The sequence below is a fragment of the Pseudomonas sp. GD03944 genome, assembly GCF_029839275.1.
Classification (GTDB): Bacteria; Pseudomonadota; Gammaproteobacteria; order Pseudomonadales; family Pseudomonadaceae; genus Aquipseudomonas.
This window is the reverse complement of record NZ_JAOCAH010000004.1, coordinates 92014-118675: the sequence shown is the minus strand read 5'-3', so window position 1 is coordinate 118675 and position 26662 is coordinate 92014. Positions and strand designations below refer to the sequence as shown.

Genomic DNA, 26662 nt, shown 5'->3' with positions numbered 1-26662 from the left:
CTCAGCCCGCGTCCCGCAGGTGTTCCAGCACCCCCTCCGCTGACTGATGGGCGAGGCCATGGGCCTCCGCCACGCTGCCGCAGGTGATCGCGCCGCGGGCCACGTTGAGGCCGTTGAGCAGGTGCGGGTCGTCCTCCAGGGCGCGGCGCGTGCCCTTCTCCGCCAGGGCCACGACGAAGGGCAGCGTGGCGTTGTTCAGGGCCAGGGTCGAGGTTCGTGCCACCGCGCCGGGCATGTTGGCCACGCAGTAATGCACCACCTCGTCGACGAGGTAGATCGGGTCGGCATGGGTGGTGGCTTTCGAGGTCTCCGCACAGCCGCCCTGGTCGATCGCCACGTCCACCAGCACCGCGCCGGGCCGCATCTGCTTCACCATCTCGGCGCTGATCAGCTTGGGCGCCGCCGCACCGGGGATCAGCACGCCGCCAATCACCAGGTCCGCCGCCAGCACCTGCTCGCGCACTGCCGCCCGGGTCGAATACAGGGTGGTGACCCGGTTGCCGTACTGGGCATCCAGCCGGCGCAGGGCGTCGACGCTCTTGTCCAGCACCACGACCTCGGCACCGAGCCCCACCGCCATGGCCAGGGCATGGCTACCCACCACCCCACCGCCGAGGATCACCACCTTGCCCGGCGCCACACCCGGCACACCACCCAGCAACACACCACGTCCGCCGCGGGCTTTCTCCAGGCAATGGGCACCGGCCTGGATCGACATCCGCCCCGCCACTTCCGACATCGGCGCCAGCAAAGGCAGGCGCCCATTACCATCGGTCACGGTCTCATAGGCGATACAGGTCGCTCCGCTGCCCATCAGCTCATCGGTTTGTGGCCGATCGGGCGCCAGGTGCAGGTAGGTGAACAGGGTGTGGTGCGCACGCAGGCGGGCGCGCTCTTCGGTCAGCGGCTCCTTGACCTTGACGATCAGCTGCGCGGCCTCGAACACCGCCTCGGCCGTGGCGGCGACCTGGGCACCCGCCGCCTGGTAGTCGGCATCGCTGAAACCGATCGCCGCGCCGGCCTGGGTCTCGACCCAGACCTCATGGCCGAGGGCACTGAGCTCCGCCACCGATTGCGGCGTCAGGCCGACGCGGTACTCATGGTTCTTGATTTCCTTGGGGACACCCACTCGCATGGCAAACCTCCGGGCAATTGCGTGGATTGACAGAGGAAAGTCTAGAAAACCGCACGCCACGGCCCACCTGAATAGCCTTCGGATTTCAGGGAAATCCACTGAAAGCCCCAGCAGATGCGGCAGCGGCACCGCTGCCACTGCGCGCGTGAATCGACTTGGAGGGCGGCCCGAACAGGCCGGCAACCGCCGCGACGAGACGCACGCCGCAAAAGGTGCCGCCGGGGGAGTGCCAGGCGTCCGAATACTCCGTTAGTCTGCTCTTAATCGATGAGGAACAAGGCCGTTCGAATGCCCGCCACTTCACTCAGCCATTCTTTGCGCCGTCTGTGGGCGCTGGACAAGTTCAGCTACAGCTTGCGGGTATTCATCGCGCTGAGTGGCAGCCTGTTGCTGTGCTGGTCCCAGGGCTGGATGCACAGCCTGATCCCGCTGTTCCTCGGGGTGATCGCCAGCGCCCTGGCGGAAACCGACGACAGCTGGCAAGGCCGCCTGGGCGCCCTGCTGGTGACCCTGGGCTGCTTCACGGCTGCCGCCTACACCGTCGAATTCCTGTTCCCCTACCCCTGGCTGTTCGTCAGCGCCCTGGCCGTCTCGGCTTTCGCCCTGACCATGCTCGGCGCCCTGGGCGAGCGCTTCGCCACCCTGGGCTCGGCCACCCTGATCCTGGCGGTCTACAGCATGATCGGCGTGGAGCAGCGCGGCGGCACCGCCGGCCTGTGGCTCGAACCGCTGCTGCTGGTGGCCGGCGCGGCCTGGTACGGCGTGCTCTCGGTGATCTGGAACGCGCTGTTCTCCAACCAGCCGGTGCAACACAGCCTGGCGCGGCTGTTCCGCGAACTCGGCCAGTACCTCAAGCTCAAGGCCGCGCTGTTCGAGCCATTGCGCCAGCTGGACGTCGAAGAGCGGCGCCTGGCCCTGGCCAAGCAGAACGGTCGAGTGGTGGCTGCGCTGAACGCCACCAAGGAAATCATCCTGCACCGGGTCGGCAACGGCCGACCGGGGCCAAAGGTCAGCCGCTACCTGAAGCTGTACTTCCTGGCCCAGGACATCCACGAGCGCGCCAGCTCGTCCCATTACCCCTACAACGAACTGGCCGAGGCGTTCTTCCACAGCGACGTGCTGTTCCGCTGCCAGCGCCTGCTGCGCCTGCACGGCGAGGCCTGTCAGCGCCTGGCCCAGGCCATCGAGCTGCGCCAGTCCTTCGAATACCGTGAGCTGTGCAGCCAGGCCCTGGAAGACCTGCGCGCCTCCCTGGAACACCTGCGGGTGCAGAGCAACCCGGCCTGGCGCCACCTGCTGCGTTCGCTGAACGCACTGACCGGCAACCTGGCGACCCTCGACCAGTTGCTCGGCAACGCCAGCAACCCCGACGCCCTGGCCGAAGAACAGGACAGCAGCCTGCTCGACCGCGAGCCGCAATCGTTCAAGGACGTCTGGGAACGCCTGCGCCTGCAGATGACACCGACCTCCCTGCTGTTCCGCCATGCGCTGCGTCTGTCCATCGCCCTGGCGGCCGGCTACGGCGTGCTGCACTGGATTCACCCGGAACAGGGCTACTGGATCCTGCTGACCACGGTCTTCGTCTGCCAGCCGAACTACGGCGCGACCCGCATGAAGCTGGTGCAGCGCATCAGCGGCACGGTGATCGGGCTGCTGCTCGGCTGGGCGCTGATCGACCTGTTCCCCGCACCGCTGATCCAGGCGCTGCTGGCAGTGGTGGCCGGCGTGGTGTTCTTCGCCACGCGCAGCACCCGCTACACCCTGGCCACGGCGGCCATCACCCTGCTGGTGCTGTTCTGCTTCAACCAGGTGGGCGACGGCTACGGCCTGATCGTGCCGCGCCTGGTGGATACCCTGCTCGGCAGCCTGATCGCCGGCCTGGCGGTGTTCCTGATCCTGCCGGACTGGCAGGGCCGCCGCCTGAACCGCGTCGTGGCCAATACCCTGAGCTGCAACAGCACCTACCTGCGCCAGATCATCCAGCAGTACGCCCAGGGCAAACGCGACAACCTGGACTACCGCCTGGCCCGCCGCAACGCCCACAACGCCGACGCGGCGCTGTCCACCACCCTCGGCAACATGCTCATGGAGCCGGGGCATTTCCGTAAGGAGGCCGACATCGGCTTCCGCTTCCTGGTGCTTTCCCACACCCTGCTGAGCTACCTCTCGGGCCTGGGCGCGCACCGCGGCGAAATCCTCCTGGCGGACGAGCAGGCCCACCTGATGCAGAGCGCCACGCGCCTGGCCGACAGCCTCGACGACATCTCCCGGGGCCTGCGCGACCAGCAGGCCGTGGCGATCCACAGCGACACCGAAGAACAGCTGGCCTGCGAACTGGAACGCCTGCCGGACGACGCCGACGACGCGCAGCGCCTGGTGCAGACCCAACTGGCGCTGATCTGCCGCCAGCTCGGCCCGCTGCGTACCCTCGCGGCGCACCTGATCAAGGGACGGCCAGCAGCCGCTTGAGGTCCGTGGCAGCCTTGACGAGCGTCAGGGCTGCCAGGACGCACCGCGATCGCCGATAATCCCTCACGCCTCCTGCCAGCCGAGCGCCCCGTGGACAAATCCCAGCTGCACCACCTGATCATCGAAACCCTGCGCGCCGACCTGGCGAATGCGGAGCGGGCGGCGCTGACGGCGTACGAGACCGCGACCCACGAAGAGAACATCGCCGAGAACAAGTACGACACGCTGGGGCTGGAAGCCTCCTACCTGGCCGCCGGGCAGGCTCGCCGCGTGGAGGAGATCCGCCAGGCGCTGAGCACCTGGCAGCACCTGGTACTGCGCACGTTCGACGAGCAGCAGGGCATCCAGCTGTCGGCACTGGTCTGGCTGGCGGATGCCGAAGGCGACGAGCAGTGCCTGTTCCTCGGCCCGCACGGTGCCGGCATGAAGGTATCCCTGGAGGGGCAGGACATCCGCGTCATCAGCCCACGCGCGCCGCTGGGCCAGGCGCTGCTCGGCAGCCGCGAGGGCGACGAGGTCAGCGTGCAGGTCGCTGGGCGTGTTCAGGTATTCGAGGTGCTGCGCGTTCGCTAGTCGGCGCCCGGCGGACCGTCACGGCGTGGGGATGTCGACCTGCCAATAGGCGGCCAGGGTGGCCAGGCGTCCCTGGTCGATCATCTGCCGGAAAGTCTGGTCGAACGACTCGCGCAGCGGCTGATGGCTGGGCAGCCTTGGGAAGGCGAAGTAGCCGTCCTGGGTGTCGATTTCCTGCGCGAGTTCGGCGACTTCGTCGTTCAGGCCCAGCTCCTGGAGCATCGGCCGGGTGTTGCGCTGGTTGCTGGCCAGCAGCTCCAGGCGCCCGATGCTGAGCATGCGCAGGCCGTTTTCCACGCTTTCCACCGTCACCAGGTCGAGCTGCCAGCGCGCCGCGTCAAAATCCGTCCCGTAGGACCAGCCCCGCACCACGCCGATACGCTGCCCCTTGAGGTCCTGGTAGTTGCCCGACCAGTGCGGCCGATGGCTGGCGTGCCGGTAGAACACGATGCGGTCGCGGTAGAAGGCGTCACTGGCGAAGGCGAAGCGCGTTTCGCGCTGGGGGTTGCGGTACGGTCCGATCAGCACGTCGGCCTGGCCCTGCTCGACCATCCGCTGCGCCCGGGCCCAGGGATACAGCTCGAACCGCACGCTGTGCCCCATGGATTTCAGGGCGATGGTCAATACGCTTGTGGCCAGGCCGCGGTACTCCCCCGACGAGGTACGCTCGAACACACCGGGAAAGCTCGTGCCCACCGCGAGGATCTCACGGCCCGAGGCCACGCCGACCCACAGCGCCAAGCACGCCGCGAGTACGCTACGCAGAACGCCAGAATGCATGTTCTCAGGACCTTATGCCGAAGGCGCACCGCCTGTTATCCAGACTAGCAGCACCTCGTGCGAATGCTGCATCCAGGGATCGTTCTCGCCCGGCGCGAGTCCATCTAATAGACACCCACTCGAGGAGACCCCTGCCATGGAAAATCCGGTTCACGACCTGTCCGCCCTGTTCAAGCAACTGGGCCTGCCCGCCGACCAGGCCAGCATCGACCGATTCATCCGCGATCACTCGCCCCTGGCCCCGACCTGCAAGCTGTCGGAGGCGCCATTCTGGAACAAGGCGCAGGCGGCGCTGCTGCGCGAGGAACTCCTCGAAGACGCGGACTGGGCCGTGGTGGTCGATCAGCTCAACGTGCGCCTGCGGGGCTGAATGCTCAGGGCTGCTTCGGCAGCTCGCGCCAGGTGAGGTAGACGCGCAGGTCGAACTCGACCTGGTGGTAGCCGGGCAACATATATTCGCACAGGTTGTAGAAGGCCTTGTTGTGGTCGGCCTCCTTCAGGTGCGCCAGCTCGTGCACCACGATCATGCGCAGGAACTCCGGCGCCGCGTCCTTGAACAACGCCGCCACGCGGATTTCCTTCTTGGCCTTGAGCCGTCCGCCCTGGACCCGGGAGATCGCCGTGTGCAGCCCTAGCGCACGGTGGGTCAGGTCCAGGCGGTTGTCGAACAGCACCTTGTCGATGCCGGGGGCGCTCTTCAGGTGCTCCTGCTTCAGGGCCATGGTGTAGGCGTACAGGGCCTTGTCGCTCTGCACGTCATGCCGGCCGGTGTAACGCTGCGCCAGGTAATCCCCCAGGCGCTGCTCGTCGATCAGGCGACGGATCTGCGCTTGCAGCGATTCAGGGTAGCCCTGCAGGTACTTCAGTGGCGTCATGGTGCGGTCGTGGCGTGTGATCAGGGCGCGCAGTATGCCGCACGCACCGCCCCGAGCCCCATCATTCCGTCGGCACGACGCGCAGTACGCGCCCCTTGGCGTTGTCGGTCAGCAGATAGAGGGCGCCGTCGGGCCCGGCGTAGACCGCGCGAATACGCTCGTCCAGCTCCTCGAACAACACCTCTTCCCCTGCCAGCATGCCGTCCTGCAGACGGATGCGGCGCACGCTCTTCTCCGCCAGCGTCGAGGCGAACAGGTCGCCGTCCCACTGCGGGAACCGCTGGCCGCGGTAGAGCATCAGGCTGGAAGGCGCCACGGAGGGCGTCCAGTGCAGCAACGGCGGCTCGTAGCCCGGCAGCTCGGTATAAGGCGTGACATGGGCGCCGGTGTAGTCGACCCCGAAGGACACCAGGGGCCAGCCGTAATTATTGCCCGGCTCGATCAGGTTGAGTTCGTCACCGCCGCGGGGGCCGTGTTCGTGGCTGTAGAGGCGCCGGTTCTGCGCGTCATAGGCGATGCCCTGTACGTTGCGGTGCCCCAGGCTGTAGATCTCCGGCGCCGCACCGGCCTTGCCTACCAGCGGATTGTCCGCGGGCACGCTGCCATCGCGGTTGAGGCGCACGATCTTGCCCAGGTGATTGGCAGGGTTCTGCGCCTCTTCGCGCAGATCGAACGCGTCGCCCAGGGTCAGGACCAGGGTGCCATCGGCCAGGAATGCCAGGCGCCCGCCGTAATGCGAGGCACCCGCCTTGGCCGGCTGCGCGCTGAACAGCGTCTGCACGTCCTGCAACTGGCCGTCGACCAGGCGGGCGCGGGACAGCCGCGTGTTGTTGGCGTCCAGCGTGCCGTAGGCATAGCTCAGGTAAAGCTGCTGGTTGCTGGCGAAGTCGGGGTCGAGCACCACGTCCATCAACCCGGCCTGGGCCGCATGAAAGCCCTCCGGCAAGCCGCCAACCGGCTCGGCCTGCAACGCCCCATCGGCCCCGACGATGCGCAGGCGCCCCGGACGCTCGGTGACCAGCATGCGCCCGTCCGGCAGGAATGCCATGGCCCAGGGGTACTCGAGCCCCCCGGTGACGGTCTCGACCCGGTAATCCATGGCCTGGACCCAAGGGCTGGCCAGCACACAGGCAGCCAGCAGACCGCGAACGACACTCGTCATGGAAAAAACCTTCTGGTTGATCAGGGAGAAACCGGCATTACGACTGAACGGCTGGTCGACGCAGCCAGGTGTAGAACAGCGCACCGGCGCTACCGCTGGCCATCAGCGCCAGGGTGCCGAACAGCGTGCGGTTGGCGCCGATCAGGGTCGGCATCGGAGCCAGGGCATTGGCCAGCATCAGCGCCGCCAGCACGGCCAGGGCGCCGGCCAGGGCAAACACCAGCCAGCGCAGGGCCGGCAGCCCACGGCTGCTCCAGGCTGCCGCCGGGATGGCGAACAGAAAGCCCACCAGCACCAGAGCGCCGAAGGTCGGGCTGAACCCGAGTAGGTCCAGAGCGGTGGTTTGCAAGCGTACGTCCAGCGGGATCGGCGCGCCGATGGCCTGGATGGCGGCCAGGTTGAATTGCGTCTGGGCAATGGTGCCGACGGCAGTGGCGAGCAGCACGGCGAACAGAAAATGCAGCAAGGCGCGGGAAGTCAGCGACATGGATGACACGATCCTGGAACGGCAGTACCGCCAGTATGGCTCAGCCCGGCACACGCAAGGTTGCCGTAGTTTTACAGGGTTTTACGCTGCGCTTCGGGCTGGCGGGTAGCGGCTGGGCAAGGCAGGCCCCTAAAGTTCAAAAATGGGAGTTCGCGTTGCGATCACCAACAGGAGCGGTATCAATGAGACACTGCACATCCCATTGCCACTCTCCACCGCGAGAAGCAGAACTGCTATGAACCGACTACTGCTTCCCCTACTGCTGCTCCCTCTGCAAGCCGCTGCCGAAAGCATGCCTGCAGGCGAGCCCGTTGCGGCCATGGCCCTGGTAGAACGTGATGACAACTGGCAGTTGACACCAACCCAACTGCAATCCTATGTCGATGAGTTAGGTGCACTTGCGGAGATCCGCAGCACCGTCACAGATGCCACCATTAACTTGGTCGACGCGCGCCTGCGACCTGGCGCTGTCACTTCACTACCGCTTGGTACAAACAGCACCTGCTACAACGACGCCCATGAGCCGAAGGTATTCGTCCAGACACTGCTGCAGACCGACGACTATGCACTGGAATGCCAGGGTGAAGTGCAAGGGCAGTACCACCTGCGGCTGAGCAACGGCGAGCGCAGCCAGACACTGCCGGGCGAAGAGCCACCCAACGGTTCCTGGCAGTTGGTCTGGGCGGGCGACCTGGACCGCGATGGACAGCCAGACCTGATCAGCGAATACAGCGTCGAAGGTGGCTACTGCCAACAGGTGCTGCTGAGCGCTTCGGCAGCTCCCGGGCAACTGGTAGATGCCGGCGAGCCGTACTGCCTGACTGATTAATCGCCACAGCGCTCGATCTCGTCATCGCGTAACGAACACGGCGCTCCCGCCAGGTAGCTGCGGTAGACCCGCAGCAGCTGCGCCGCGTCATGACGGCAGTGCAACGCCCTGCACTGCGCCTCGAATTCGAAGCGGCTGTCGGCGGGCTCCGCCAGGTGGATACGGATCGCCGGCCAGCCACTTGGCGCCGCGTCGCGCGGCGTGAACAGCAGCCGGCCCTCGCGCTGCACCAGTGGCGCGCCAGCAGCCGCGTAGTCGAAGACGAACAACAGGGTGCGCGACACCTTGGTCGTGCAGTCCGCGCGGCTGCCACAGTACAGCGGATCGACCACCACGACCGGTGCCGGGGCGGTGGGCTCGGCCGGTGGCGAATGCACGCACCCGCTCAGCAGCAGCAACGCCAGAAGGGTCAGGACGCTCTTCGACACTGTCATGCTCCCACAATGAAAGAGCCCCGCAAAGGCGGGGCTCCGGGTGACGCATCAGGCTCAGTTGACCTTGGCGGTCAGCTCGCCCTTGGCGTAGCGCTGGAACATGCCTTCCAGAGAGATCGGCTTGATCTTGGAGGCGTTGCCGGCGGTGCCGAAGGCTTCGTAGCGGGCGATGCAGATATCACGCATGGCGACGATGGTCTGGGCAAAGAACTTGCGCGGGTCGAACTCGCTCGGGTGCTCGGCCATCATGCGGCGGATGGCGCCAGTGGAGGCCAGGCGCAGATCGGTGTCGATGTTGACCTTGCGCACGCCGTGCTTGATTCCTTCGACGATTTCTTCGACCGGCACGCCGTAGGTTTCCTTGATGTCGCCGCCGAACTCGTTGATCACCTTCAGCCATTCCTGCGGAACGGAGGAGGAACCGTGCATCACCAGGTGGGTGTTGGGGATGCGCTTGTGGATTTCCTTGATGCGTTCGATCGACAGCACGTCGCCGGTTGGCGGCTTGGTGAACTTGTAGGCGCCATGGCTGGTACCGATGGCGATGGCCAGGGCATCGACCTGGGTGCGCTTGACGAAGTCGGCCGCTTCTTCCGGATCGGTCAGCAGTTGGCTGTGGTCCAGCACGCCTTCGGCGCCGACGCCGTCTTCTTCACCAGCCATGCCGGTTTCCAGGCTGCCCAGGCAACCCAGCTCACCTTCCACCGAGACGCCGCAGGCGTGGGCGAAGGCAACGGTCTGCTGAGTGACGCGCACGTTGTAGTCGTAGTCGGCCGGGGTCTTGCCGTCCTCTTTCAGCGAGCCGTCCATCATCACCGAGCTGAAGCCCAGCTGGATCGAGCGCTGGCAGACGTCCGGGCTGGTGCCGTGGTCCTGGTGCATGCACACCGGGATGTGCGGGAATTCTTCGATGGCGGCCAGAATCAGGTGGCGCAGGAACGGCGCGCCGGCGTATTTGCGGGCACCGGCGGAAGCCTGGACGATGACTGGGGAATCAGTCTTGTCGGCAGCTTCCATGATGGCGCGCATTTGCTCGAGGTTGTTGACGTTGAAGGCCGGCACGCCGTAGCCGTATTCGGCGGCGTGGTCGAGCATCTGGCGCATGCTGATAAGTGCCATGGTTTCCTGTCTCCCGCTATGGAGGTCATTAATCGTGCAAGCCTGCCGCAGGAGCAGGTGCTGTTCAAGTACTGCGGAGCAAGGCTCGTGGCCCCACTCCGCCGCTTCGCGTTCCGGCGAAGGGTGCAACAATCATTCATCGGCACGGCATCGCTGCCCTGCCGTCAGGGTGCCTGGCACCCTCGGCCGATCAGGTCGTCATTGGCCGTCCAGTAGACCAGCCCCTGATCGCCCTTGGTGTGGAAGGACAAACGGCCGTCACTGTACAGCACACCCGAACCGGCTGGCTCCTGCGTGAGGCGATACACCGTATCGTCCCCGCCCAGGCGTACATCGACCTGCTCACCGCGGCTGTCGGCGAGGCGCCAGAGCACCTCGACCTGGCTGTCGCAGACCCAGCGCACCCACTCGTCGCGCTCGACCTGCGAACTGGAACACCCGGCCAGCAGAAGCAGCACGAGGCTGGCAACGACCCTGTTCATCATCGGTTTCCTGTCCTCGTGGTGCAGCATCTGACCGGCGATCAGCAATCCTGTTCACGCCCGGTGGGCGTCGGGTCGCCGGTGCTCTGGTTGTCGATGCGCTGGTCGTTCTGCGTGGTCGGCAGATCGATCTCGGCAGGGCTGAAGACCTCGCACGCCCGCTCGCCTGACGGCCCGGACGAACAGCCGATCAACCCGGCACACACCAACACAGTAATGGCGGCATTTCTCATGGCAGTCTCTCCTTGTGGTTGAAACAGGCCCGCGCCCTTACCCATCGCATCGGCAGGTGAACAGGCACGCGTCCCGTTCACCCTAGCCGCTTACTGAGCGCGTTGCTCCAGGATCGCCACCGCCGGCAGTACCTTGCCTTCCACGAATTCGAGGAACGCACCGCCACCGGTGGAGATGTAGGAAATGCGGTCGGCCACCGCGTATTTGTCGATCGCCGCCAGGGTGTCGCCACCGCCAGCGATGGAGAACGCCGAGCTGTCGGCGATCGCCAGGGCCAGGGCCTTGGTGCCTTCGCCGAACTGGTCGAATTCGAACACACCGACCGGACCGTTCCAGAGGATGGTCTTCGACGATTTCAGCAGGTCCGCGAACTGGGCAGCGGTCTGCGGGCCGATATCGAGGATCATGTCGTCCTCGGCCACGTCAGCCACCAGCTTGACGGTCGCTTCGGCGTCTTCGGCAAATGCCTTGGCCACCACCACGTCCACCGGCAGGGGCACGCTGACCTTGGCCGCGATGGCCTTGGCGGTGTCCACCAGGTCGGCTTCGTAGAGCGACTTGCCCACCGGGAAACCGGCAGCGGCAAGGAAGGTGTTGGCGATGCCGCCACCGACGATCAACTGGTCGCAGACCTGGCTGAGGCTGTTGAGCACGTCCAGCTTGGTCGACACCTTGGAGCCGGCGACGATGGCGGCCATCGGTTTGGCCGGGTTGCCCAGGGCCTTGCCCAGTGCGTCCAGCTCGGCTGCCAGCAGCGGGCCGGCGCAGGCCACCTTGGCGAACTTGGCCACGCCGTGGGTCGACCCCTCGGCGCGGTGGGCAGTACCGAAGGCGTCCATCACGAAGACGTCGCACAGGGCGGCGTACTGCTGGGCCAGCTCGTCGACATTCTTCTTCTCGCCCTTGTTGAAACGCACGTTCTCGAACAGCACCACGTCGCCGGCCTTGAGCTCGATACCGCCCAGGTAGTCGGCCACCAGCGGCACGTCGCGGCCCAGGGCCTTGCTCAGGTAGTCGGCCACCGGCTTGAGGCTGTTCTCCTCGGAGAACTCGCCCTCGGTCGGGCGCCCGAGGTGCGAGCAGACCATGACCGCAGCGCCTTTCTCCAGCGCCAGTTTGATCGTCGGCAGGGAAGCGAGGATGCGCGCATCGCTCTTCACCACGCCATCCTTGACTGGCACGTTGAGGTCTTCGCGAATCAGTACGCGCTTACCCTGGAGGTCGAGGTCAGTCATTTTCAGAACGGTCATGAAATCAGTCCTTCGCGGAAACTGGTTGAACAGTGGATACAGCAAGAAAGTGTTCGGCCACGTCGAGCATGCGGTTGGCGAAGCCCCACTCGTTGTCGAACCAGGTCAGCAGGTTGACCAGGCGCGGGCCGGACACACGGGTCTGGCTGCCGTCGACGATCGCCGAGTGCGGATCGTGGTTGAAATCGCAACTGGCGTGCGGCAACTCGGTGTAGGCCAGCAGCCCTTTGAGCGGGCCGCTCTCGGCCGCCTCGCGCAGCACGCGGTTGATCTCGGTGGCACTGGTGTCGCGGGCGGTCTGCAAGGTGATATCCAGGCAGGACACGTTGACCGTCGGCACCCGAATGGCTTTGGCCTGGATTCGCCCGGCAAGTTCCGGCAACAGACGCTCGATGCCGCGCGCAAGGCCGGTGGACACCGGAATCACTGACTGGAAGGCCGAGCGCGTACGGCGCAGGTCTTCGTGGTGGTAGGCGTCGATCACCGGCTGGTCATTCATCGCCGAGTGGATGGTGGTGATGGACACGTACTCCAGCCCCACGGCCTCGTCGAGCAGCTTCAACAGCGGCACGCCACAGTTGGTGGTGCAGGAGGCGTTGGACACGATGCGCTCGCCGCCGGTCAGGCTCTGCTGGTTGACGCCGAACACTACGGTGGCGTCAACGTCCGCCTCGCTGGCCATCGGCTGCGACAGCAGCACGCGCGGCACGCCGGCATCGATGAAACGCTGCGCGTCGTCACGGGTGGTGTACTGGCCAGAGCATTCCAGCAGCAGGTCGATGTCCAGCGCGGCCCAGTCGATCCCTTCCGGCGTGGCCTGGCGCAGCACCTTCACGCAGTCGCCGTTGATGTGCAGGCAGTCGCCCTCGACCCGCACCTCGCCCGGGAACCGCCCGTGGGTGGAGTCGAAGCGCGTCAGGTATTCGATGCTGGCCTGGTCGGCCAAGTCGTTGAGCGCGACGATTTCCAGCGCTGCCCCGGCCCCGCGCTCGTGCAGCGCGCGCAGCACGCAGCGGCCGATGCGGCCATAACCGTTCAGGGCGACGCGATAGGGGCGGTGGGACATAGGCGATCTCGGCAGGAAACGATCACGGGAGACTCGAGGTACGCAGCCCGAGCCTGCACCCGGTGCGGGTGCAGGCTCGTTTCCCCGGTGACAGCGACCGGGGTCAGGCGTCGAGCAGTTCTTCGGCGGTGGCGACGACGTTGTCGACGGTGATGCCGAAGTGTTCGAACAGGGCCGGCGCCGGGGCGGATTCACCGAAGGTGGACATGCCGATGACGCGACCTTCCAGGCCCACGTACTTGTACCAGTAGTCGACGTGCGAGGCTTCAATGGCAATACGCGCACCGACCTGCAGCGGCAGAACGGCCTGCTTGTAGCCGGCGTCCTGCTGGTCGAAGACGCTGGTCGACGGCATCGACACCACGCGCACCTTGCGGCCGGCAGCGGTCAGTTTGTCGTAGGCAGAGACCGCCAGGCCGACTTCGGAACCGGTGGCGATCAGGATCAGCTCGGGCTCGCCGGCGCAGTCCTTCAGCACATAGGCACCGCGGGCAATGTCGGCCACCTGCTGGGCTTCACGCGCCTGGTGCGGCAGGTTCTGGCGGCTGAAGATCAGCGCGCTCGGGCCGTCGTTGCGCTCGATGGCGTGTTTCCAGGCCACGGCGGATTCGACGGCGTCGCACGGGCGCCAGGTGTCGAGGTTCGGCGTGCCACGCAGGCTGGCCAGCTGCTCGATCGGCTGGTGGGTCGGGCCGTCTTCGCCCAGACCGATGGAGTCGTGGGTGAACACGTACAGCACGCGTTTTTTCATCAGCGCCGACATGCGCACCGCGTTGCGGGCGTATTCCATGAAGATCAGGAAGGTCGCGCCGTACGGCACGAAACCACCGTGCAGGGCCACGCCGTTCATGATCGCGCTCATGCCGAACTCACGCACGCCGTAGAACATGTAGTTGCCGGACGCGTCCTCCGCCGACACGCCCTTGCAGCCTTTCCACAGGGTCAGGTTGGAACCGGCCAGGTCGGCCGAACCACCGAGGAATTCCGGCAGCAGCGGGCCGAAGGCGTTCAGGGTGTTCTGGCTGGCCTTGCGGCTGGCGATGGTCTCGCCCTTCTCGGCCACGTCCTTGATGTAGGCAGCGGCTTTCTCGGCGAAATCGGCCGGCAGCTCGCCCGCGATACGGCGTTTGAACTCGGCGGCCAGCTCCGGGTGGGCGGCGGCGTAGGCGTCGAAACGCTGGTTCCACTCGGCCTCGGCAGCTGCGCCCGCTTCCTTGGCATCCCACTCGGCGTAGATGTCGGCCGGGATTTCGAATGGACCGTGGTTCCAGCCCAGGGTGGCGCGGGTCAGGGCGATCTCGTCGTTGCCCAGCGGCGCGCCGTGGCACTCTTCCTTGCCCTGTTTGTTGGGCGAACCGAAACCGATGGTGGTCTTGCAGCAGATCAGGGTCGGCTGCTCGCTCTTGCGTGCGGTCTCGATGGCGATCTTGATTTCTTCGGCGTCATGGCCGTCGACGTTGCGGATCACCTGCCAGCCGTAGGACTCGAAGCGCTTCGGCGTGTCATCGGTGAACCAGCCTTCGACTTCGCCGTCGATGGAGATGCCGTTGTCATCGTAGAACGCGATCAGCTTGCCCAGGCCCAGGGTGCCGGCCAACGAGCAGACTTCATGGCTGATGCCTTCCATCATGCAGCCGTCGCCCAGGAAGGCGTAGGTGTAGTGATCGACGATGCTGTGGCCGTCGCGGTTGAACTGCGCGCCCAGCACCTTTTCAGCGATGGCGAAGCCCACGGCATTGGCGATGCCCTGGCCGAGCGGGCCGGTGGTGGTCTCCACGCCCGGGGTGTAGCCGTATTCCGGGTGGCCCGGGGTGCGGCTGTGCAGTTGACGGAACTGCTTGAGGTCTTCGATACCCAGGTCGTAGCCGGTCAGGTGCAGCAGCGAGTAGATCAGCATCGAGCCGTGGCCGTTGGACAGCACGAAGCGGTCACGGTCCGCGAAGGTCGGGTTGCTCGGGTTGTGCTTGAGGTAGTCGCGCCACAGCACTTCGGCGATATCGGCCATGCCCATCGGGGCACCCGGGTGGCCGCTGTTGGCTTTCTGCACGGCATCCATGCTGAGGGCACGAATGGCATTGGCTCGCTCGCGACGGCTGGGCATCGGTGAATCTCCTGCGGGGCTGCTTGATCAAGACAGCGGATCGAAAAAAGGCGGCCATTTTCGCCCAGCCGAGCACGCGGGGGCAATGACAGATGGTCGCAGACGCAACGATTTATCGCCGAATCGCCGGCTTTTCCCGCCGCAGGCCGCCCCACAACCAATATCAAAACTTTTTGATATTGGTATTGCTGTATGAAATTTGACCGACTAGACTGCGCCCCCTATGAACATGCGTGTACCTCAGCTGCGTTTCGAGCCCGCCGATGACCTGGCCGCCCTGTGCAAGGCTGGCGGCGATCCGTTGCGCCTGAACGTCTTGCGCGCACTCGCCAACGATTCGTTCGGCGTGCTGGAGCTGGCGCAGATCTTCGCCATCGGCCAATCGGGCATGAGCCACCACCTCAAGGTGCTGGCCCAGGCCGGCCTGGTGGCCACCCGCCGCGAAGGCAACGCGATCTTCTACCGTCGCGCGCTGGCCCAGGGCGATCAGCTCGGCGGTACCCTGCACGCCGCTCTGCTCGATGAGGTGGACGGACTGCCGCTGCCGGCCGACGTGCAACTGCGCATCGCCACCGTGCACCAGCAACGCGCCGCCACCAGCCAGGATTTCTTCGCCCGCAGCGCCGCCAGCTTCCAGGCCCAGCAGGACCTGATCGCCGGCCTGCCGCAGTACCGCGACAGCGTGCTGGCCCTACTCGACGCCCTGGGCATTGCCCCACAGGTCACCGCCCTGGAAATCGGCCCGGGGGACGGCAGCTTCCTGCCCGACCTGGCGCGCCGCTTCCACCAGGTCATCGCCCTGGACAACAGCCCGGCAATGCTGGAGCTGGCGCGCCTGCGCTGCCAGCAGGCCGGTCTGGACAACGTCGAGCTGCGCCTGGCCGATGCCCTCACCGACACCTGCCCGGCTGCCGACTGCGTGGTGCTGAACATGGTCCTGCACCATTTCGCCGCCCCGGCCGAGGCCCTGAAACACCTGGCCCAGCGGCTCGCGCCCGGCGGCCACCTGATCATCACCGAGTTGTGCAGCCACAACCAGAGCTGGGCCCGCCAGGCCTGCGGCGACCTCTGGCTGGGCTTCGAGCAGGACGACCTGGCCCGCTGGGCGGTCGCAGCCGGCCTGACGAGTGGCGAAAGCCAGTACGTGGGCCTGCGCAATGGTTTCCAGATTCAGGTGCGGCACTTCGCCAAACCAGATGAACACGAACGGCCTACCAGCCACTCTCTCTCACCGGTAAAACAGGAAAACCGATAGATGAGCGAATATTCTCTCTTCACTTCCGAATCCGTCTCCGAAGGCCATCCGGACAAGATCGCCGACCAGATCTCCGACGCGGTGCTGGACGCCATCATCGCCCAGGACAAACACGCCCGCGTGGCCGTGGAAACCCTGGTCAAGACCGGTGTGGCCATCGTCGCCGGCGAAGTCACCACCAGCGCCTGGGTCGACCTGGAGCAGATCGTCCGTGACGTGATCTGCGACATCGGCTACACCAGCTCCGACGTCGGCTTCGACGGCGCCACCTGCGGCGTGATGAACATCATTGGCAAGCAGTCCCCGGACATCAACCAGGGTGTCGACCGCGCCAAGCCGGAAGACCAGGGCGCTGGCGACCAGGGCCTGATGTTCGGCTACGCCAGCAACGAAACCGACGTGCTGATGCCGGCCCCGATCCGCTTCTCCCACGCCCTGGTCGAGCGCCAGGCCGAAGCCCGCAAGTCCGGTCTGCTGACCTGGCTGCGCCCGGACGCCAAGTCCCAGGTCACCTGCCAGTACGAGAACGGCAAGGTCGTCGGCATCGACGCCGTGGTGCTCTCCACCCAGCACAACCCGGAAGTTTCGCTGAGCGACCTGCGTGAAGGCGTGATGGAGCTGATCATCAAGCACGCGCTGCCGGCCGAACTGCTGCACAAGGACACCCAGTTCCACATCAACCCGACCGGCAACTTCGTGATCGGCGGCCCGGTGGGCGACTGCGGCCTGACCGGTCGCAAGATCATCGTCGACAGCTACGGCGGCATGGCCCGTCACGGCGGTGGCGCGTTCTCCGGCAAGGACCCATCCAAGGTCGACCGTTCGGCCGCCTACGCCGGTCGTTACGTGGCCAAGAACATCGTGGCCGCCGGCCTGGCCGATCGCTGCGAGATCCAGGTGTCCTACGCCATCGGCGTGGCCCAGCCGACCTCCATCTCGATCAACACCTTCGGCACCCACAAGATTGCCGAAGACAAGATCATCAAGCTGGTGCGTGAAGTGTTCGACCTGCGTCCGTACGCCATCACCAAGATGCTCGACCTGCTGCACCCGATGTACCAGGCCACCGCGGCCTACGGCCACTTCGGCCGCACCCCGGAGCAGAAGACCGTGGGCGACGACACCTTCAGCACCTTCACCTGGGAAAAGACCGACAAGGTCGACGCCCTGCGCGCCGCCGCCGGCCTGTAACACCCGGCAGCGACACGAGAAGCCCCGCCATCCGGCGGGGCTTTTTCGTTGCACGACGAAAAAGCGGCTAGGCTCTGGGCATCATGACCTGAGCAAGGACGCTCTCGATGAAACGCTGGACTACGCTGTTCCTGTTTGCCTGTTCCCTGCCCACCTGGGCCGCCTGCCCCGACTGGCCACCCGAGCGCGCCTCGGATGAAATCGCCAGCCTCTCCCGACAGATCGCCCTCTGGGACGACGCCTACCACCGCCAGGGCGTCTCGCTGATCGCCGATGAGCTGTATGACCAGGCCCGGGAGCGCCTGGGCGGCTGGCACGCCTGCTTCCCCACCCATGCCGCACCAGCCATCCCGGACCCGCTGGCCGGCAGCACGGGAAAGACCCAACACCCCGTCGCCCAGACCGGGCTGCGCAAGCTGGCCGACAAACACGCGGTCCAGCGCTGGATCGCCACCCGCGACGACCTGTGGATACAACCCAAGGTGGATGGGGTGGCGGTGACCCTGGTCTATCGCGACGGGCATCTGGATCGGCTGATCAGCCGCGGGGACGGCCGCCACGGCCAGGACTGGACCGCCCAGGCACGACGCATCGCTGCCATTCCCCAGACCCTGGCGACCACGCAACCGATGGTCCTGCAGGGCGAGCTGTACTGGCGCCTCGCGGCCCACGTGCAGGCCACCTCCGGCAGTGTCGGCGCACGCAGCACCGTGGCGGGTTTGCTGGCCCGGCATCAGCTGGATGACAGCGATGCGGCCGGTATCGGCCTGTTCGTCTGGGACTGGCCGAATGGCCCGGGCGACATGCCGACCCGCCTGCAGCAGCTGGAACAGCTGGGCTTCGCCGACAGCCGCCAGCTCACCCACCCGATCGAAACGACCGAGCAGGCCGAACGCTGGCGCCAGCACTGGTACCGCACCCCGCTGCCGTTCGCCAGCGACGGCGTGGTGCTGCGCCAGGGTACGCGCCCCGACGCCAACCGCTGGCAGGCCGAGCCGCCGCATTGGGCCATGGCCTGGAAATACCCGGCCAGCCAGGCCCTGGCCGCGGTGCAGGCGGTGGATTTCCGCATCGGTCGCCACGGCCGCATCACCCCGGTGCTGCGCCTGCACCCGGTTCGCCTCGACGACCGCACGGTCGAGTACGTCAGCGTCGGTTCGCTCAAGCGCTGGCAGCGCCTGGACATCCGCCCCGGCGACCAAGTGGCGGTGCAGCTGGCCGGGCTCACCATCCCCCGGCTGGACAGCGTGGTCTGGCAAACCCGGGAACGCGCGCCACTGGCCGTACCGCAAGCCGAGCACCACCACCCGCTGAGCTGCTGGCGAGCCACGCCCACCTGCGCCCGCCAGTTTCACGCACGCCTGACCTGGCTCAGCGGCCCGGGCGGCCTGGCACTGCCCGGCGTCGGCCCGGGTACATGGAGCAAGTTGCTGGACGCAGGCGCGATCGACGGCCTGCTCGACTGGATGAGCCTGTCCGAGGCGCAGGTACGCGAGCTGCCAGGGTTCGGCGAGCGCAGCGCCGCCAACCTGATGCGCAGCCTCGAGCTGGCGCACACGCGCCCGCAGCGCGCCTGGCTGCTGGCCCTCGGCCTGCCGCCCAGCGGTGATGCGGCGCTCGACCAGCCCTGGCACGAACTGGCGCAACGCGGCCTGGCCGATTGGCAGCGCGAACCGGGGGTCGGTCCGCACCGCGCCCGGCAGTTGCAGGCGTTCTTCCAGCACCCCGAGGTGCAGACGCTAGCGGAACGCTTGCGCCTGGCCGGACTCCTAGATAGCGGCCCCGCTGCAGACAGGCCCTAAGGGCTACACTCCTCGCCTGTAACCGACACCAGAAGGAATCTCGTGATGCGATACACCAGCCCCCTGCTTGCCGCGCTGCTCGCCAGCGCCCTGGCCGCCCCTGTGGCACTGGCCGGCGACATGAAAACCGGCTGTGCGGGCAAGCAACAGTCCATCGAGCGGCAGATCCAGGAAGCCAAGGCCCAGGGCAACAGCCATCGCGTGGATGGCCTGGAAAAAGCCCTGGCCGAGGTCAAGGCGAACTGCACCGACGAATCCCTGCGCCAGGAGCGGGAAGCCGATGTGCGCGAAGCCCAGGCTGAGGTCCTGGAGCGGGAAAATGACCTGAAGGAAGCCCAGGCCAAAGGCGATGCGGAGAAGATCGCCACGCGCCAGGCCAAGCTGGCCGAAGCGCGTGAAGAACTGAAGAGCGCCGAGGCTCAGCTCAATCGCTGAACCTGGCGGTCAGTAGGCGCGGAATTCCTCGTGGCACGCCTTGCAGCTGTCTTCGACCCGCTGCATGGGTGCCACCAGTTCTGTGCTGTTCAGCGGCGTGGCGGTGGTCGCGGCAACCAGCGCGGCGGTGGCCGCCTCGGTTTCACGAGCCAGTTCCTGGAAGCGCGCCTGGCGCTGCCACACCTCATCCTTGGCGCGGGTATCGCCCTCGTCCTTGACCTGCGGGAAGTGCTGCCACGGCGTGCGTGAAATCCGGTCCAGCTCGGCGGCGCCCTCCACGAAGCGCTGCTCGTTGAACGGCACACGGCCACGCAGCATGCCGCCCAGGTCTTCGCTGGTCTTGAGCATCTGTTTGAAAATCGCCTGACGCTGCCCCATCGGAGAGTCGGGATCGACACCGCCACAGGCGGCAAGGGTCAGGCAGGCGAATGCGGCGAGGACAAGGTTTCTGGCTTTCATCGGTCTCGGGGCAGGCACGTAAAAAAGGCCGCCAGTATCCCCACTCAGCCCCGTGAGGCCAAGCGCAGATCATCAGTAAAGGTTTCTGCGCCCCTTCGGGCGCCTCTGCCTCAGGTGCGGAAACGCCCCAGGTGCTGGTTGAGTTGCACCACTTCGCCCTGGATCTGCGCGCTGGCCTCCATGACCCGCTCGGCATCGTCGTGGGTCTGCTCGGCCAGGGTGGAGATGTGGGTGACACGCTGATCGATGTCCTGGGCGACCTGGCTCTGCTCCTCAGCCGCCGTGGCGATCTGTGCGTTCAGGGCATTGATGTCGTCCACCGCGCCGACTATGTTGTCCAGCACGGTGGTGGCTTCCTGGATGTTGGCCAGGTTGTCCCGCGCCAGCGATTCGCTCTGCTGCATGGCAGATACCGCATCCCGGGCACCGCCCTGCAGACGCTGGATGATCGCCTGGATCTCGCCGGTCGATTGCTGGGTGCGGCTGGCCAGGGTGCGCACTTCGTCCGCCACCACGGCGAACCCGCGCCCCGCCTCGCCCGCCCGAGCCGCCTCGATGGCGGCATTGAGCGCCAGCAGGTTGGTCTGCTCGGCAATGCCGGTGATGACCTCCAGCACCTTGCCTACCCCGGCGGTTTCCTGCTCCAGGCGCTGCACCTGGTCACCGCTGCGCCGCAGTTGTTCCGACAGCGCCGCCACCAGCTCGGCACTGCGCTGCACCGCACCCTGCCCGGCCTGCACGAAGCGATCCGCGCCCCGCGCCGAGTCCGCCGCATGGGCCGCGTGGCGCGCCACCTCGGCGACGGTGGCGGTCATTTCATTCATTGCCGTAGCCACCTGATCCAGGTCTTCGTGCTGGCGCCGCACGCCGCCCCCGGCGGCCTGAGCTGCGCCCACCACAGACTCGACGTGCCGGCCGGTCCGTGCCCCGGTGTCCTTGACCTCGGCCAGCAGAACACGCACCTGCTGCTGCATGCGGTTGTAGCCGTTGAAGATGCGACCGATCTCGTTGTCCTGGTGCTGCCCCGACAGGCCCTGGGTGAAATCGCCCTCGCCGACCCGGGTCAGCGCCCCCTCCACCGCCCGCAGGTTGGCCATCAGCGGTCCCAGGCCGAACTGGCGCCCCAGCACCACCAGGATCAGGATGCCCAACACGCAACCGAAGGCCAGCCACATCTGGGTGCGCTGCTGGCTTTCCGCGTGGGCACTCATCATGCCCACGGCCTTGTTCATCTCGCGCAACAGGGTGGTCGACTGCTGCTCCAGCTGTGCCAGGTCGACCTCGGCGGTACCTCCGGCGATGGCCTCCAGCTGCGCCCGGAAGCCCTGCCACAGCTGCCCCACCGTTGCCATTTGCGCCTGGATGGCCGGTGTTTCCAGGGTGCTGATATTGCGCGCAGGATTGCCGGACAGCAGGTCACGGTGGGCCTGGTCGAACTGGGCGATGGTGGCGTCGAGCGTGGCGCGCGGCACCGCCTGGTTGCGCAGCAGCAGCGCCTCCTTGGTCATCTTCTGGCTGAGCATGCGCTGGGCACCGGCCACGTTGATGGTTTCCGGCGACACCGACATGCTCAGGTACAGGGCCACCGACGCAACCACCGCCAGGAGGAACATCAGCGCATAGGAAAACAGGAACTGGTGGTTCAGCGTACGCAGACCAAGGGTGCGCAGCAGCGAATCGAACAGGGACGTGACAGGCATGGGAAGCTCCTCGGCATGACGGCCAAAAGACCGCCCATGACCTGGGCGAAGCAAGAATATGGCCAGCCGCCAGCATCGCAGGCCGTGGCCCACGATCGCCTTGATCTCGCTCAATGATCCCGCGGATAGCGACCGTCTTGCACCGTGACGGGCATTCCGTCGCACACTTTTGGTGCAAGAAGAGGATTGCCGTCAGGCCGCCACGACGAACAGGCTGACGATCAGGCCCATGCCGACGAACCACACCAGCGAACGCAATGGCGCCCAGTCCGCCACGTAACAGATCAGATAGAGCACCCGGCTGACGATGAACGCCACGGCCAGCGCATCCAGGGTGGACTGCGCCGCACCACCGGCCAGGTGGGCGATGATCACCGCCACTGCTAAGGCCGGCGAGGTTTCGAAGCCATTGAGCTGGGCGCTGTTGGCCCGTGCGGCGCGCCCCTCCAGAGTGGCCAGGAAGGCGCGCGGGTGGTGATTGTGCCGGGGCGCGAAGCCACCGCTGAGGGCCTTGGTCACCACCGTGGCGACGTAGGGCAGGAAGAGGGCAATCAGTACGCACCAGTATGCGAGGGTCATGACAGATTCCATTCAGGGGAGAAAACAACACTGTAGCCGTTCGGTCACAGCGCACAATTAGCCTGTGTGGAGCGACGGAAAACCTTGGGCTCGCGCCGAGGCGCGGCTATAATCGCCCGGCTTCAACGCGACCGGCTCCGCCTCGGTCGCTCCCGCCACCTGTCCGAGGGGCGCTGCAGCAGCCTGAAAGATCTGTTTCGAATCCCCAGCTCCGCATTCCAGCAATGCTCCGAGGCAGATTCGAATCAGCCCTCCAGACTGTCAGGCTCGGATGGGGCGTTAACCATACGCATCAACGGCGCCCATTCGCAGACAACGAATGGAGTGCTATTGCATGGCTTTCAATGATTTCAAAGTCGCCGACATTTCCCTGGCCGATTGGGGCCGCAAAGAGCTGATCATCGCCGAATCCGAGATGCCGGCACTGATGGGCCTGCGCCGCAAATACGCCGCCAGCCAGCCGCTGAAAGGCGCGAAGATCCTCGGCTGCATCCACATGACCATCCAGACCGGCGTCCTGATCGAGACGCTGACCGCCCTGGGCGCCGAAGTGCGCTGGTCGTCGTGCAACATCTTCTCCACCCAGGACCAGGCCGCCGCTGCCATCGCCGCTGCCGGCATCCCGGTGTTCGCCTGGAAGGGCGAGACCGAAGAAGAGTACGAGTGGTGCATCGAGCAGACCATCCTCAAGGACGGCCAGCCGTGGGACGCCAACATGGTGCTGGACGACGGCGGTGACCTGACCGAGATCCTGCACAAGAAATACCCGCAGATGCTCGACCGCATCCACGGTGTCACCGAAGAAACCACCACCGGTGTGCACCGCCTGCTCGACATGCTCAAGGCCGGCACCCTGAAAGTCCCGGCGATCAACGTCAACGACGCGGTCACCAAGAGCAAGAACGACAACAAGTACGGCTGCCGTCACAGCCTGAACGACGCCATCAAGCGCGGCACCGACCACCTGCTGTCGGGCAAGCAGGCGCTGGTCATCGGCTACGGTGACGTGGGCAAGGGCTCGGCCCAGTCGCTGCGTCAGGAAGGCATGATCGTCAAGGTGTCCGAAGTCGACCCGATTTGCGCCATGCAGGCCTGCATGGACGGCTTCGAGCTGGTCTCCCCGTACAAGAACGGCCTCAACGACGGCACCGAAGCCAGCGTCGACGGCGCCCTGCTGGGCAAGATCGACCTGATCGTCACCACCACCGGTAACGTCAATGTCTGCGACGCCGGCATGCTCAAGGCCCTGAAGAAGCGCGCCGTGGTGTGCAATATCGGTCACTTCGACAACGAGATCGACACCGCTTTCATGCGCAAGAACTGGGCGTGGGAAGAGGTCAAGCCGCAGGTGCACAAGATCCACCGCACCGGCGCGGGCGCCTTCGACCCGACCAACGACGACTACCTGATCCTGCTGGCCGAAGGCCGCCTGGTGAACCTGGGCAACGCCACTGGCCACCCGAGCCGCATCATGGACGGCTCCTTCGCCAACCAGGTGCTGGCGCAGATCTTCCTGTTCGAGCAGAAGTTCGCTGACCTCTCCGCCGAGAAGAAAGCCGAGCGCCTGACCGTGGAAGTGCTGCCGAAGAAGCTCGACGAAGAAGTCGCGCTGGAAATGGTCAAGGGCTTCGGCGGCGTGGTCACCCAGCTGACCAAGCAGCAGGCCGACTACATCGGCGTGACCGTGGAAGGCCCGTTCAAGCCGGACACCTACCGCTACTGATGCGCAGGACGGGTTGACCGCACCCCGGTCGACCCGTCGGGATTCACGGCGGGTCGGCCCTTGGCTGGCCCGCCCCACGGAATGTCGTTATGTCTCAGGAACGCCGTTACAGCTTCGAGTTCTTCCCGACAAAGACCGAAGCCGGGCATGAAAAACTGATGAACGTGGCCCGCCAGCTGGCCGGCTACAACCCCGATTTCTTCTCCTGCACCTACGGTGCCGGGGGCTCCACCCGTGACCGCACGCTGAACACCGTGCTGCAGCTCGATGGCGAAGTGAAGGTGCCGACCGCACCGCACCTGTCCTGCGTCGGCGACAGCAAGGCCGAACTGCGCGAGCTGCTGGCCCTGTACAAGAGCGCCGGCATCAAGCGCATCGTCGCCCTGCGCGGCGACCTGCCTTCGGGTATGGGCATGGCCAGCGGCGAGCTGCGCTACGCCAACGAGCTGGTCGAGTTCATTCGCGCGGAAACCGGTGATCATTTCCACATCGAAATCGCCGCCTACCCGGAGATGCACCCGCAAGCGCGCAATTTCGAAGACGATATCGCCAACTTCGTGCGCAAGGCCAAGGCCGGCGCCGACAGTGCCATCACCCAGTACTTCTTCAACGCCGACTGCTACTTCTATTTCGTCGAGCGCGTGCGCAAGCTGGGTGTGGACCTGCCGATCGTGCCGGGCATCATGCCCATCACCAACTACAGCAAGCTGGCCCGCTTCTCCGACGCCTGCGGTGCGGAAATCCCGCGCTGGGTGCGCAAGCAGCTGGAAGCCTATGGTGATGACATCGACAGCATCCAGGCCTACGGCGAGCAGGTGATCAGCGAGATGTGCGAACGCCTGCTGCAGGGTGGCGCACCAGGTCTGCATTTCTACACGCTGAACCAGGCCGACCCGAGCCTGGCCATCTGGAACAACCTCAAGCTGCCACGCTGAGGCCCCGCCGCACCTGCCTGGCGCAGGTGCGGCACTTGTTCGCTCCCCGCTGGTCATAAAACGCTGCGCGAAAGCCGCGACGCAGGCTGGTAGGCTTGTCCTCAGACCTGTCCGGCCAGGCAGGCAGCAGGACGCCCGGCCAGGCTTGCGCGGCCCCCTTCCCACGGAGCGTTACATGACCGCACGCAAAACCACGAATGCCACAGTCTCGCCCAAGGGCAGCCTGGAAACCCTCTCGCAACGCGAAGTGCAGCAACTGCGCGAAACCGGTTCGGGCAGCGTCTACGCCCTGTTCCGTCAGTGCGCCCTGGCGATCCTCAATACCGGCTCGCACAGCGACAACGCCAAGACCATCCTGGAAGCCTACCCGGACTTCGAGATCCGCATCCTGCAGCAGGATCGCGGCATCCGCCTGGAACTGTTCAACGCCCCCGCCGACGCCTTCGTCGATGGCGAGATGATCGCCAGCACCCGGGAGATGCTGTTCAGCGCCCTGCGCGACATCGTCTACACCCAGAGCGAGCTGGAAAACAAACGGGTCGACTTCGACAGCTCCCAGGGCATCACCGACTACGTGTTCCACCTGCTGCGCAATGCCCGCACCCTGCGTGCCGGCGTCGAGCCGAAGATGGTGGTGTGCTGGGGCGGTCACTCGATCAGCACCGAGGAATACAAGTACACCAAGAAGGTCGGCCACGAGCTGGGCCTGCGCGGCCTGGATATCTGCACCGGCTGCGGCCCGGGCGTGATGAAGGGACCGATGAAGGGCGCCACCATTTCCCACGCCAAGCAGCGCAACGTCAGCGGCCGCTACCTGGGCCTGACCGAGCCGGGGATCATCGCCGCCGAAGCGCCGAACCCGATCGTCAACGAGCTGGTGATCCTGCCGGACATCGAGAAACGCCTGGAAGCCTTCGTCCGCGTCGGACACGGCATCATCATCTTCCCGGGCGGCGCCGGCACGGCCGAGGAGCTGCTGTACCTGCTGGGCATCCTCATGCACCCGGACAACGAGAAGATCCCGTTCCCGCTGATCATCACCGGCCCGCGCAGCGCCAACGCCTACCTGCAGCAGCTCGATGACTTCATCGGCGCCACCCTCGGCCGCGCCGTGCAGGAACGCTACAGCATCATCGCCAACGACCCGGAGCGGGTGGCCCAGGAAATGGCCCAGGGGATCAAGGCGGTCAAGCAGTTCCGCCGCGACCAGAACGACGCCTTCCACTTCAATTGGCTGCTGCAGATCGACGAGACCTTCCAGCACCCGTTCGAGCCCACCCACGCGAACATGGCCAACCTGAACCTGACCCGCAACCAGCCCGTGCACGAACTGGCGGCGAACCTGCGCCGGGCGTTCTCGGGCATCGTCGCGGGCAACGTCAAGGACAAGGGTATCCGCCTGATCGAGCAGCACGGCCCGTACGAGATCACCGGCGATCCGGACATCATGCAGCAGCTCGACCAACTGCTGCAGTCCTTCGTCGAGCAGCACCGGATGAAGCTGCCGGGCAACACGCCCTACGTGCCCTGCTACCGCCTGGTGAAGTAGCGCCTCCGACGCCTGGTCGCCCGCCAGGCGTATTCTGT

The 26662-nt window shown here is 66.0% G+C and carries 26 protein-coding genes and 1 riboswitch; of the genes, 11 read left to right on the top strand and 15 right to left on the bottom strand.

The features are described from left to right. Nucleotide 1: 1 nt before the first annotated feature. Nucleotides 2-1135, bottom strand: coding sequence for an alanine dehydrogenase (gene ald, locus N5C28_RS08805; RefSeq protein ID WP_279821687.1), 1134 nt, complete (start codon nucleotides 1133-1135; stop codon nucleotides 2-4). 288 nt (nucleotides 1136-1423) lie between these two features. Here ald and yccS point away from each other — a divergent pair, with 288 nt between their 5' ends. Both yccS and N5C28_RS08795 read left to right on the top strand, forming a co-directional pair. After that, a complete protein-coding gene (gene yccS / locus N5C28_RS08800; RefSeq protein WP_279821686.1) occupies nucleotides 1424-3604 on the top strand; it encodes a YccS family putative transporter in 2181 nt (726 codons plus the stop codon). 90 nt (nucleotides 3605-3694) lie between these two features. Next, entirely contained in the window at nucleotides 3695-4177 is a 483-nt protein-coding gene (locus N5C28_RS08795) for a GreA/GreB family elongation factor (RefSeq protein WP_279821685.1), read from the top strand. Between the two features lie 18 nt (nucleotides 4178-4195). On the opposite strand, the gene N5C28_RS08790 is transcribed toward N5C28_RS08795, so the two are convergent. Continuing rightward, nucleotides 4196-4957, bottom strand: coding sequence for a transporter substrate-binding domain-containing protein (locus N5C28_RS08790; RefSeq protein ID WP_279821683.1), 762 nt, complete (start codon nucleotides 4955-4957; stop codon nucleotides 4196-4198). A 136-nt stretch (nucleotides 4958-5093) separates the two neighbouring features. Between N5C28_RS08790 and N5C28_RS08785 the strand changes: the two genes are divergently transcribed. Beyond that, nucleotides 5094-5327 carry a DUF2789 domain-containing protein gene (locus tag N5C28_RS08785; RefSeq protein WP_279821682.1) on the top strand — a complete coding sequence of 78 codons (234 nt, stop codon included), beginning with the start codon at nucleotides 5094-5096 and terminating at the stop codon, nucleotides 5325-5327. Nucleotides 5328-5331: 4 nt separating this feature from the next. On the opposite strand, the gene N5C28_RS08780 is transcribed toward N5C28_RS08785, so the two are convergent. From N5C28_RS08780 to N5C28_RS08770, 3 genes are all read right to left on the bottom strand, one after another. Then, the gene (locus N5C28_RS08780; protein WP_279821681.1) at nucleotides 5332-5832 is read right to left on the bottom strand and encodes a M48 family metallopeptidase; all 501 of its coding nucleotides are present in this window, start codon (nucleotides 5830-5832) and stop codon (nucleotides 5332-5334) included. A gap of 61 nt (nucleotides 5833-5893) precedes the next feature. Next, on the bottom strand, nucleotides 5894-6994 hold the full coding sequence (locus N5C28_RS08775; protein WP_279821680.1) for a PQQ-dependent sugar dehydrogenase: 1101 nt from the start codon (nucleotides 6992-6994) through the stop codon (nucleotides 5894-5896). A gap of 37 nt (nucleotides 6995-7031) precedes the next feature. Beyond that, complete coding sequence (locus N5C28_RS08770) at nucleotides 7032-7481, bottom strand: hypothetical protein (RefSeq protein WP_279821679.1); 450 nt, start codon at nucleotides 7479-7481, stop codon at nucleotides 7032-7034. A gap of 235 nt (nucleotides 7482-7716) precedes the next feature. Here N5C28_RS08770 and N5C28_RS08765 point away from each other — a divergent pair, with 235 nt between their 5' ends. Beyond that, entirely contained in the window at nucleotides 7717-8310 is a 594-nt protein-coding gene (locus N5C28_RS08765; protein ID WP_279821678.1) for a hypothetical protein, read from the top strand. Here the strand turns inward: N5C28_RS08765 and N5C28_RS08760 are convergent. The 7 genes from N5C28_RS08760 to tkt form a co-directional block, all read right to left on the bottom strand. Next, the gene (locus N5C28_RS08760; protein WP_279821677.1) at nucleotides 8307-8744 is read right to left on the bottom strand and encodes a hypothetical protein; all 438 of its coding nucleotides are present in this window, start codon (nucleotides 8742-8744) and stop codon (nucleotides 8307-8309) included. The two genes, N5C28_RS08765 and N5C28_RS08760, sit on opposite strands and share 4 nt — an antisense overlap. A gap of 54 nt (nucleotides 8745-8798) precedes the next feature. After that, the gene (fba, locus tag N5C28_RS08755) at nucleotides 8799-9863 is read right to left on the bottom strand and encodes a class II fructose-bisphosphate aldolase (protein WP_279821675.1); all 1065 of its coding nucleotides are present in this window, start codon (nucleotides 9861-9863) and stop codon (nucleotides 8799-8801) included. A 164-nt stretch (nucleotides 9864-10027) separates the two neighbouring features. Beyond that, a complete protein-coding gene (locus N5C28_RS08750) occupies nucleotides 10028-10345 on the bottom strand; it encodes an MliC family protein (RefSeq protein WP_279821674.1) in 318 nt (105 codons plus the stop codon). Nucleotides 10346-10386: 41 nt separating this feature from the next. Beyond that, complete coding sequence (locus N5C28_RS08745) at nucleotides 10387-10578, bottom strand: hypothetical protein (protein WP_279821673.1); 192 nt, start codon at nucleotides 10576-10578, stop codon at nucleotides 10387-10389. A gap of 90 nt (nucleotides 10579-10668) precedes the next feature. Next, nucleotides 10669-11829, bottom strand: coding sequence for a phosphoglycerate kinase (locus N5C28_RS08740; RefSeq protein WP_279821672.1), 1161 nt, complete (start codon nucleotides 11827-11829; stop codon nucleotides 10669-10671). A 4-nt stretch (nucleotides 11830-11833) separates the two neighbouring features. Next, nucleotides 11834-12895: an erythrose-4-phosphate dehydrogenase gene (gene epd, locus N5C28_RS08735; protein WP_279821671.1), complete on the bottom strand. Its 1062-nt coding sequence runs from the start codon at nucleotides 12893-12895 to the stop codon at nucleotides 11834-11836. A 103-nt stretch (nucleotides 12896-12998) separates the two neighbouring features. Continuing rightward, on the bottom strand, nucleotides 12999-14996 hold the full coding sequence (gene tkt / locus N5C28_RS08730) for a transketolase (protein ID WP_279821669.1): 1998 nt from the start codon (nucleotides 14994-14996) through the stop codon (nucleotides 12999-13001). 223 nt (nucleotides 14997-15219) lie between these two features. Here tkt and N5C28_RS08725 point away from each other — a divergent pair, with 223 nt between their 5' ends. From N5C28_RS08725 to N5C28_RS08710, 4 genes are all read left to right on the top strand, one after another. Beyond that, the gene (locus N5C28_RS08725) at nucleotides 15220-16251 is read left to right on the top strand and encodes a metalloregulator ArsR/SmtB family transcription factor (protein ID WP_279821668.1); all 1032 of its coding nucleotides are present in this window, start codon (nucleotides 15220-15222) and stop codon (nucleotides 16249-16251) included. After that, nucleotides 16252-17442, top strand: a complete 1191-nt coding sequence (gene metK / locus N5C28_RS08720) for a methionine adenosyltransferase (RefSeq protein WP_279821667.1) — start codon at nucleotides 16252-16254, stop codon at nucleotides 17440-17442. Between the two features lie 107 nt (nucleotides 17443-17549). Further along, the gene (gene ligB / locus N5C28_RS08715) at nucleotides 17550-19244 is read left to right on the top strand and encodes an NAD-dependent DNA ligase LigB (RefSeq protein ID WP_279821666.1); all 1695 of its coding nucleotides are present in this window, start codon (nucleotides 17550-17552) and stop codon (nucleotides 19242-19244) included. 45 nt (nucleotides 19245-19289) lie between these two features. Further along, nucleotides 19290-19679: a DUF1090 domain-containing protein gene (locus N5C28_RS08710; protein ID WP_279821665.1), complete on the top strand. Its 390-nt coding sequence runs from the start codon at nucleotides 19290-19292 to the stop codon at nucleotides 19677-19679. Between the two features lie 9 nt (nucleotides 19680-19688). Here N5C28_RS08710 and N5C28_RS08705 read toward each other — a convergent pair whose 3' ends face one another. From N5C28_RS08705 to N5C28_RS08695, 3 genes are all read right to left on the bottom strand, one after another. Next, nucleotides 19689-20138 (bottom strand): cytochrome c, encoded by a 450-nt coding sequence (locus N5C28_RS08705; RefSeq protein ID WP_279821664.1) that lies wholly within the window; start codon nucleotides 20136-20138, stop codon nucleotides 19689-19691. A 110-nt stretch (nucleotides 20139-20248) separates the two neighbouring features. Continuing rightward, the gene (locus tag N5C28_RS08700; RefSeq protein ID WP_279821663.1) at nucleotides 20249-21838 is read right to left on the bottom strand and encodes a methyl-accepting chemotaxis protein; all 1590 of its coding nucleotides are present in this window, start codon (nucleotides 21836-21838) and stop codon (nucleotides 20249-20251) included. Nucleotides 21839-22030: 192 nt separating this feature from the next. Then, a complete protein-coding gene (locus N5C28_RS08695) occupies nucleotides 22031-22417 on the bottom strand; it encodes an MAPEG family protein (RefSeq protein WP_279821662.1) in 387 nt (128 codons plus the stop codon). Between the two features lie 159 nt (nucleotides 22418-22576). Further along, nucleotides 22577-22728: riboswitch (S-adenosyl-L-homocysteine riboswitch) on the top strand. Between the two features lie 23 nt (nucleotides 22729-22751). Between N5C28_RS08695 and ahcY the strand changes: the two genes are divergently transcribed. The 3 genes from ahcY to ppnN all read left to right on the top strand — a co-directional run bounded on the left by ahcY (nucleotide 22752) and on the right by ppnN (nucleotide 26624). Continuing rightward, the gene (ahcY, locus tag N5C28_RS08690) at nucleotides 22752-24140 is read left to right on the top strand and encodes an adenosylhomocysteinase (RefSeq protein WP_279821660.1); all 1389 of its coding nucleotides are present in this window, start codon (nucleotides 22752-22754) and stop codon (nucleotides 24138-24140) included. An 89-nt stretch (nucleotides 24141-24229) separates the two neighbouring features. Next, a complete protein-coding gene (metF, locus tag N5C28_RS08685; RefSeq protein WP_279821659.1) occupies nucleotides 24230-25075 on the top strand; it encodes a methylenetetrahydrofolate reductase [NAD(P)H] in 846 nt (281 codons plus the stop codon). A 175-nt stretch (nucleotides 25076-25250) separates the two neighbouring features. Beyond that, nucleotides 25251-26624 carry a nucleotide 5'-monophosphate nucleosidase PpnN gene (gene ppnN, locus N5C28_RS08680; protein WP_279821657.1) on the top strand — a complete coding sequence of 458 codons (1374 nt, stop codon included), beginning with the start codon at nucleotides 25251-25253 and terminating at the stop codon, nucleotides 26622-26624. Nucleotides 26625-26662 lie beyond the last annotated feature (38 nt).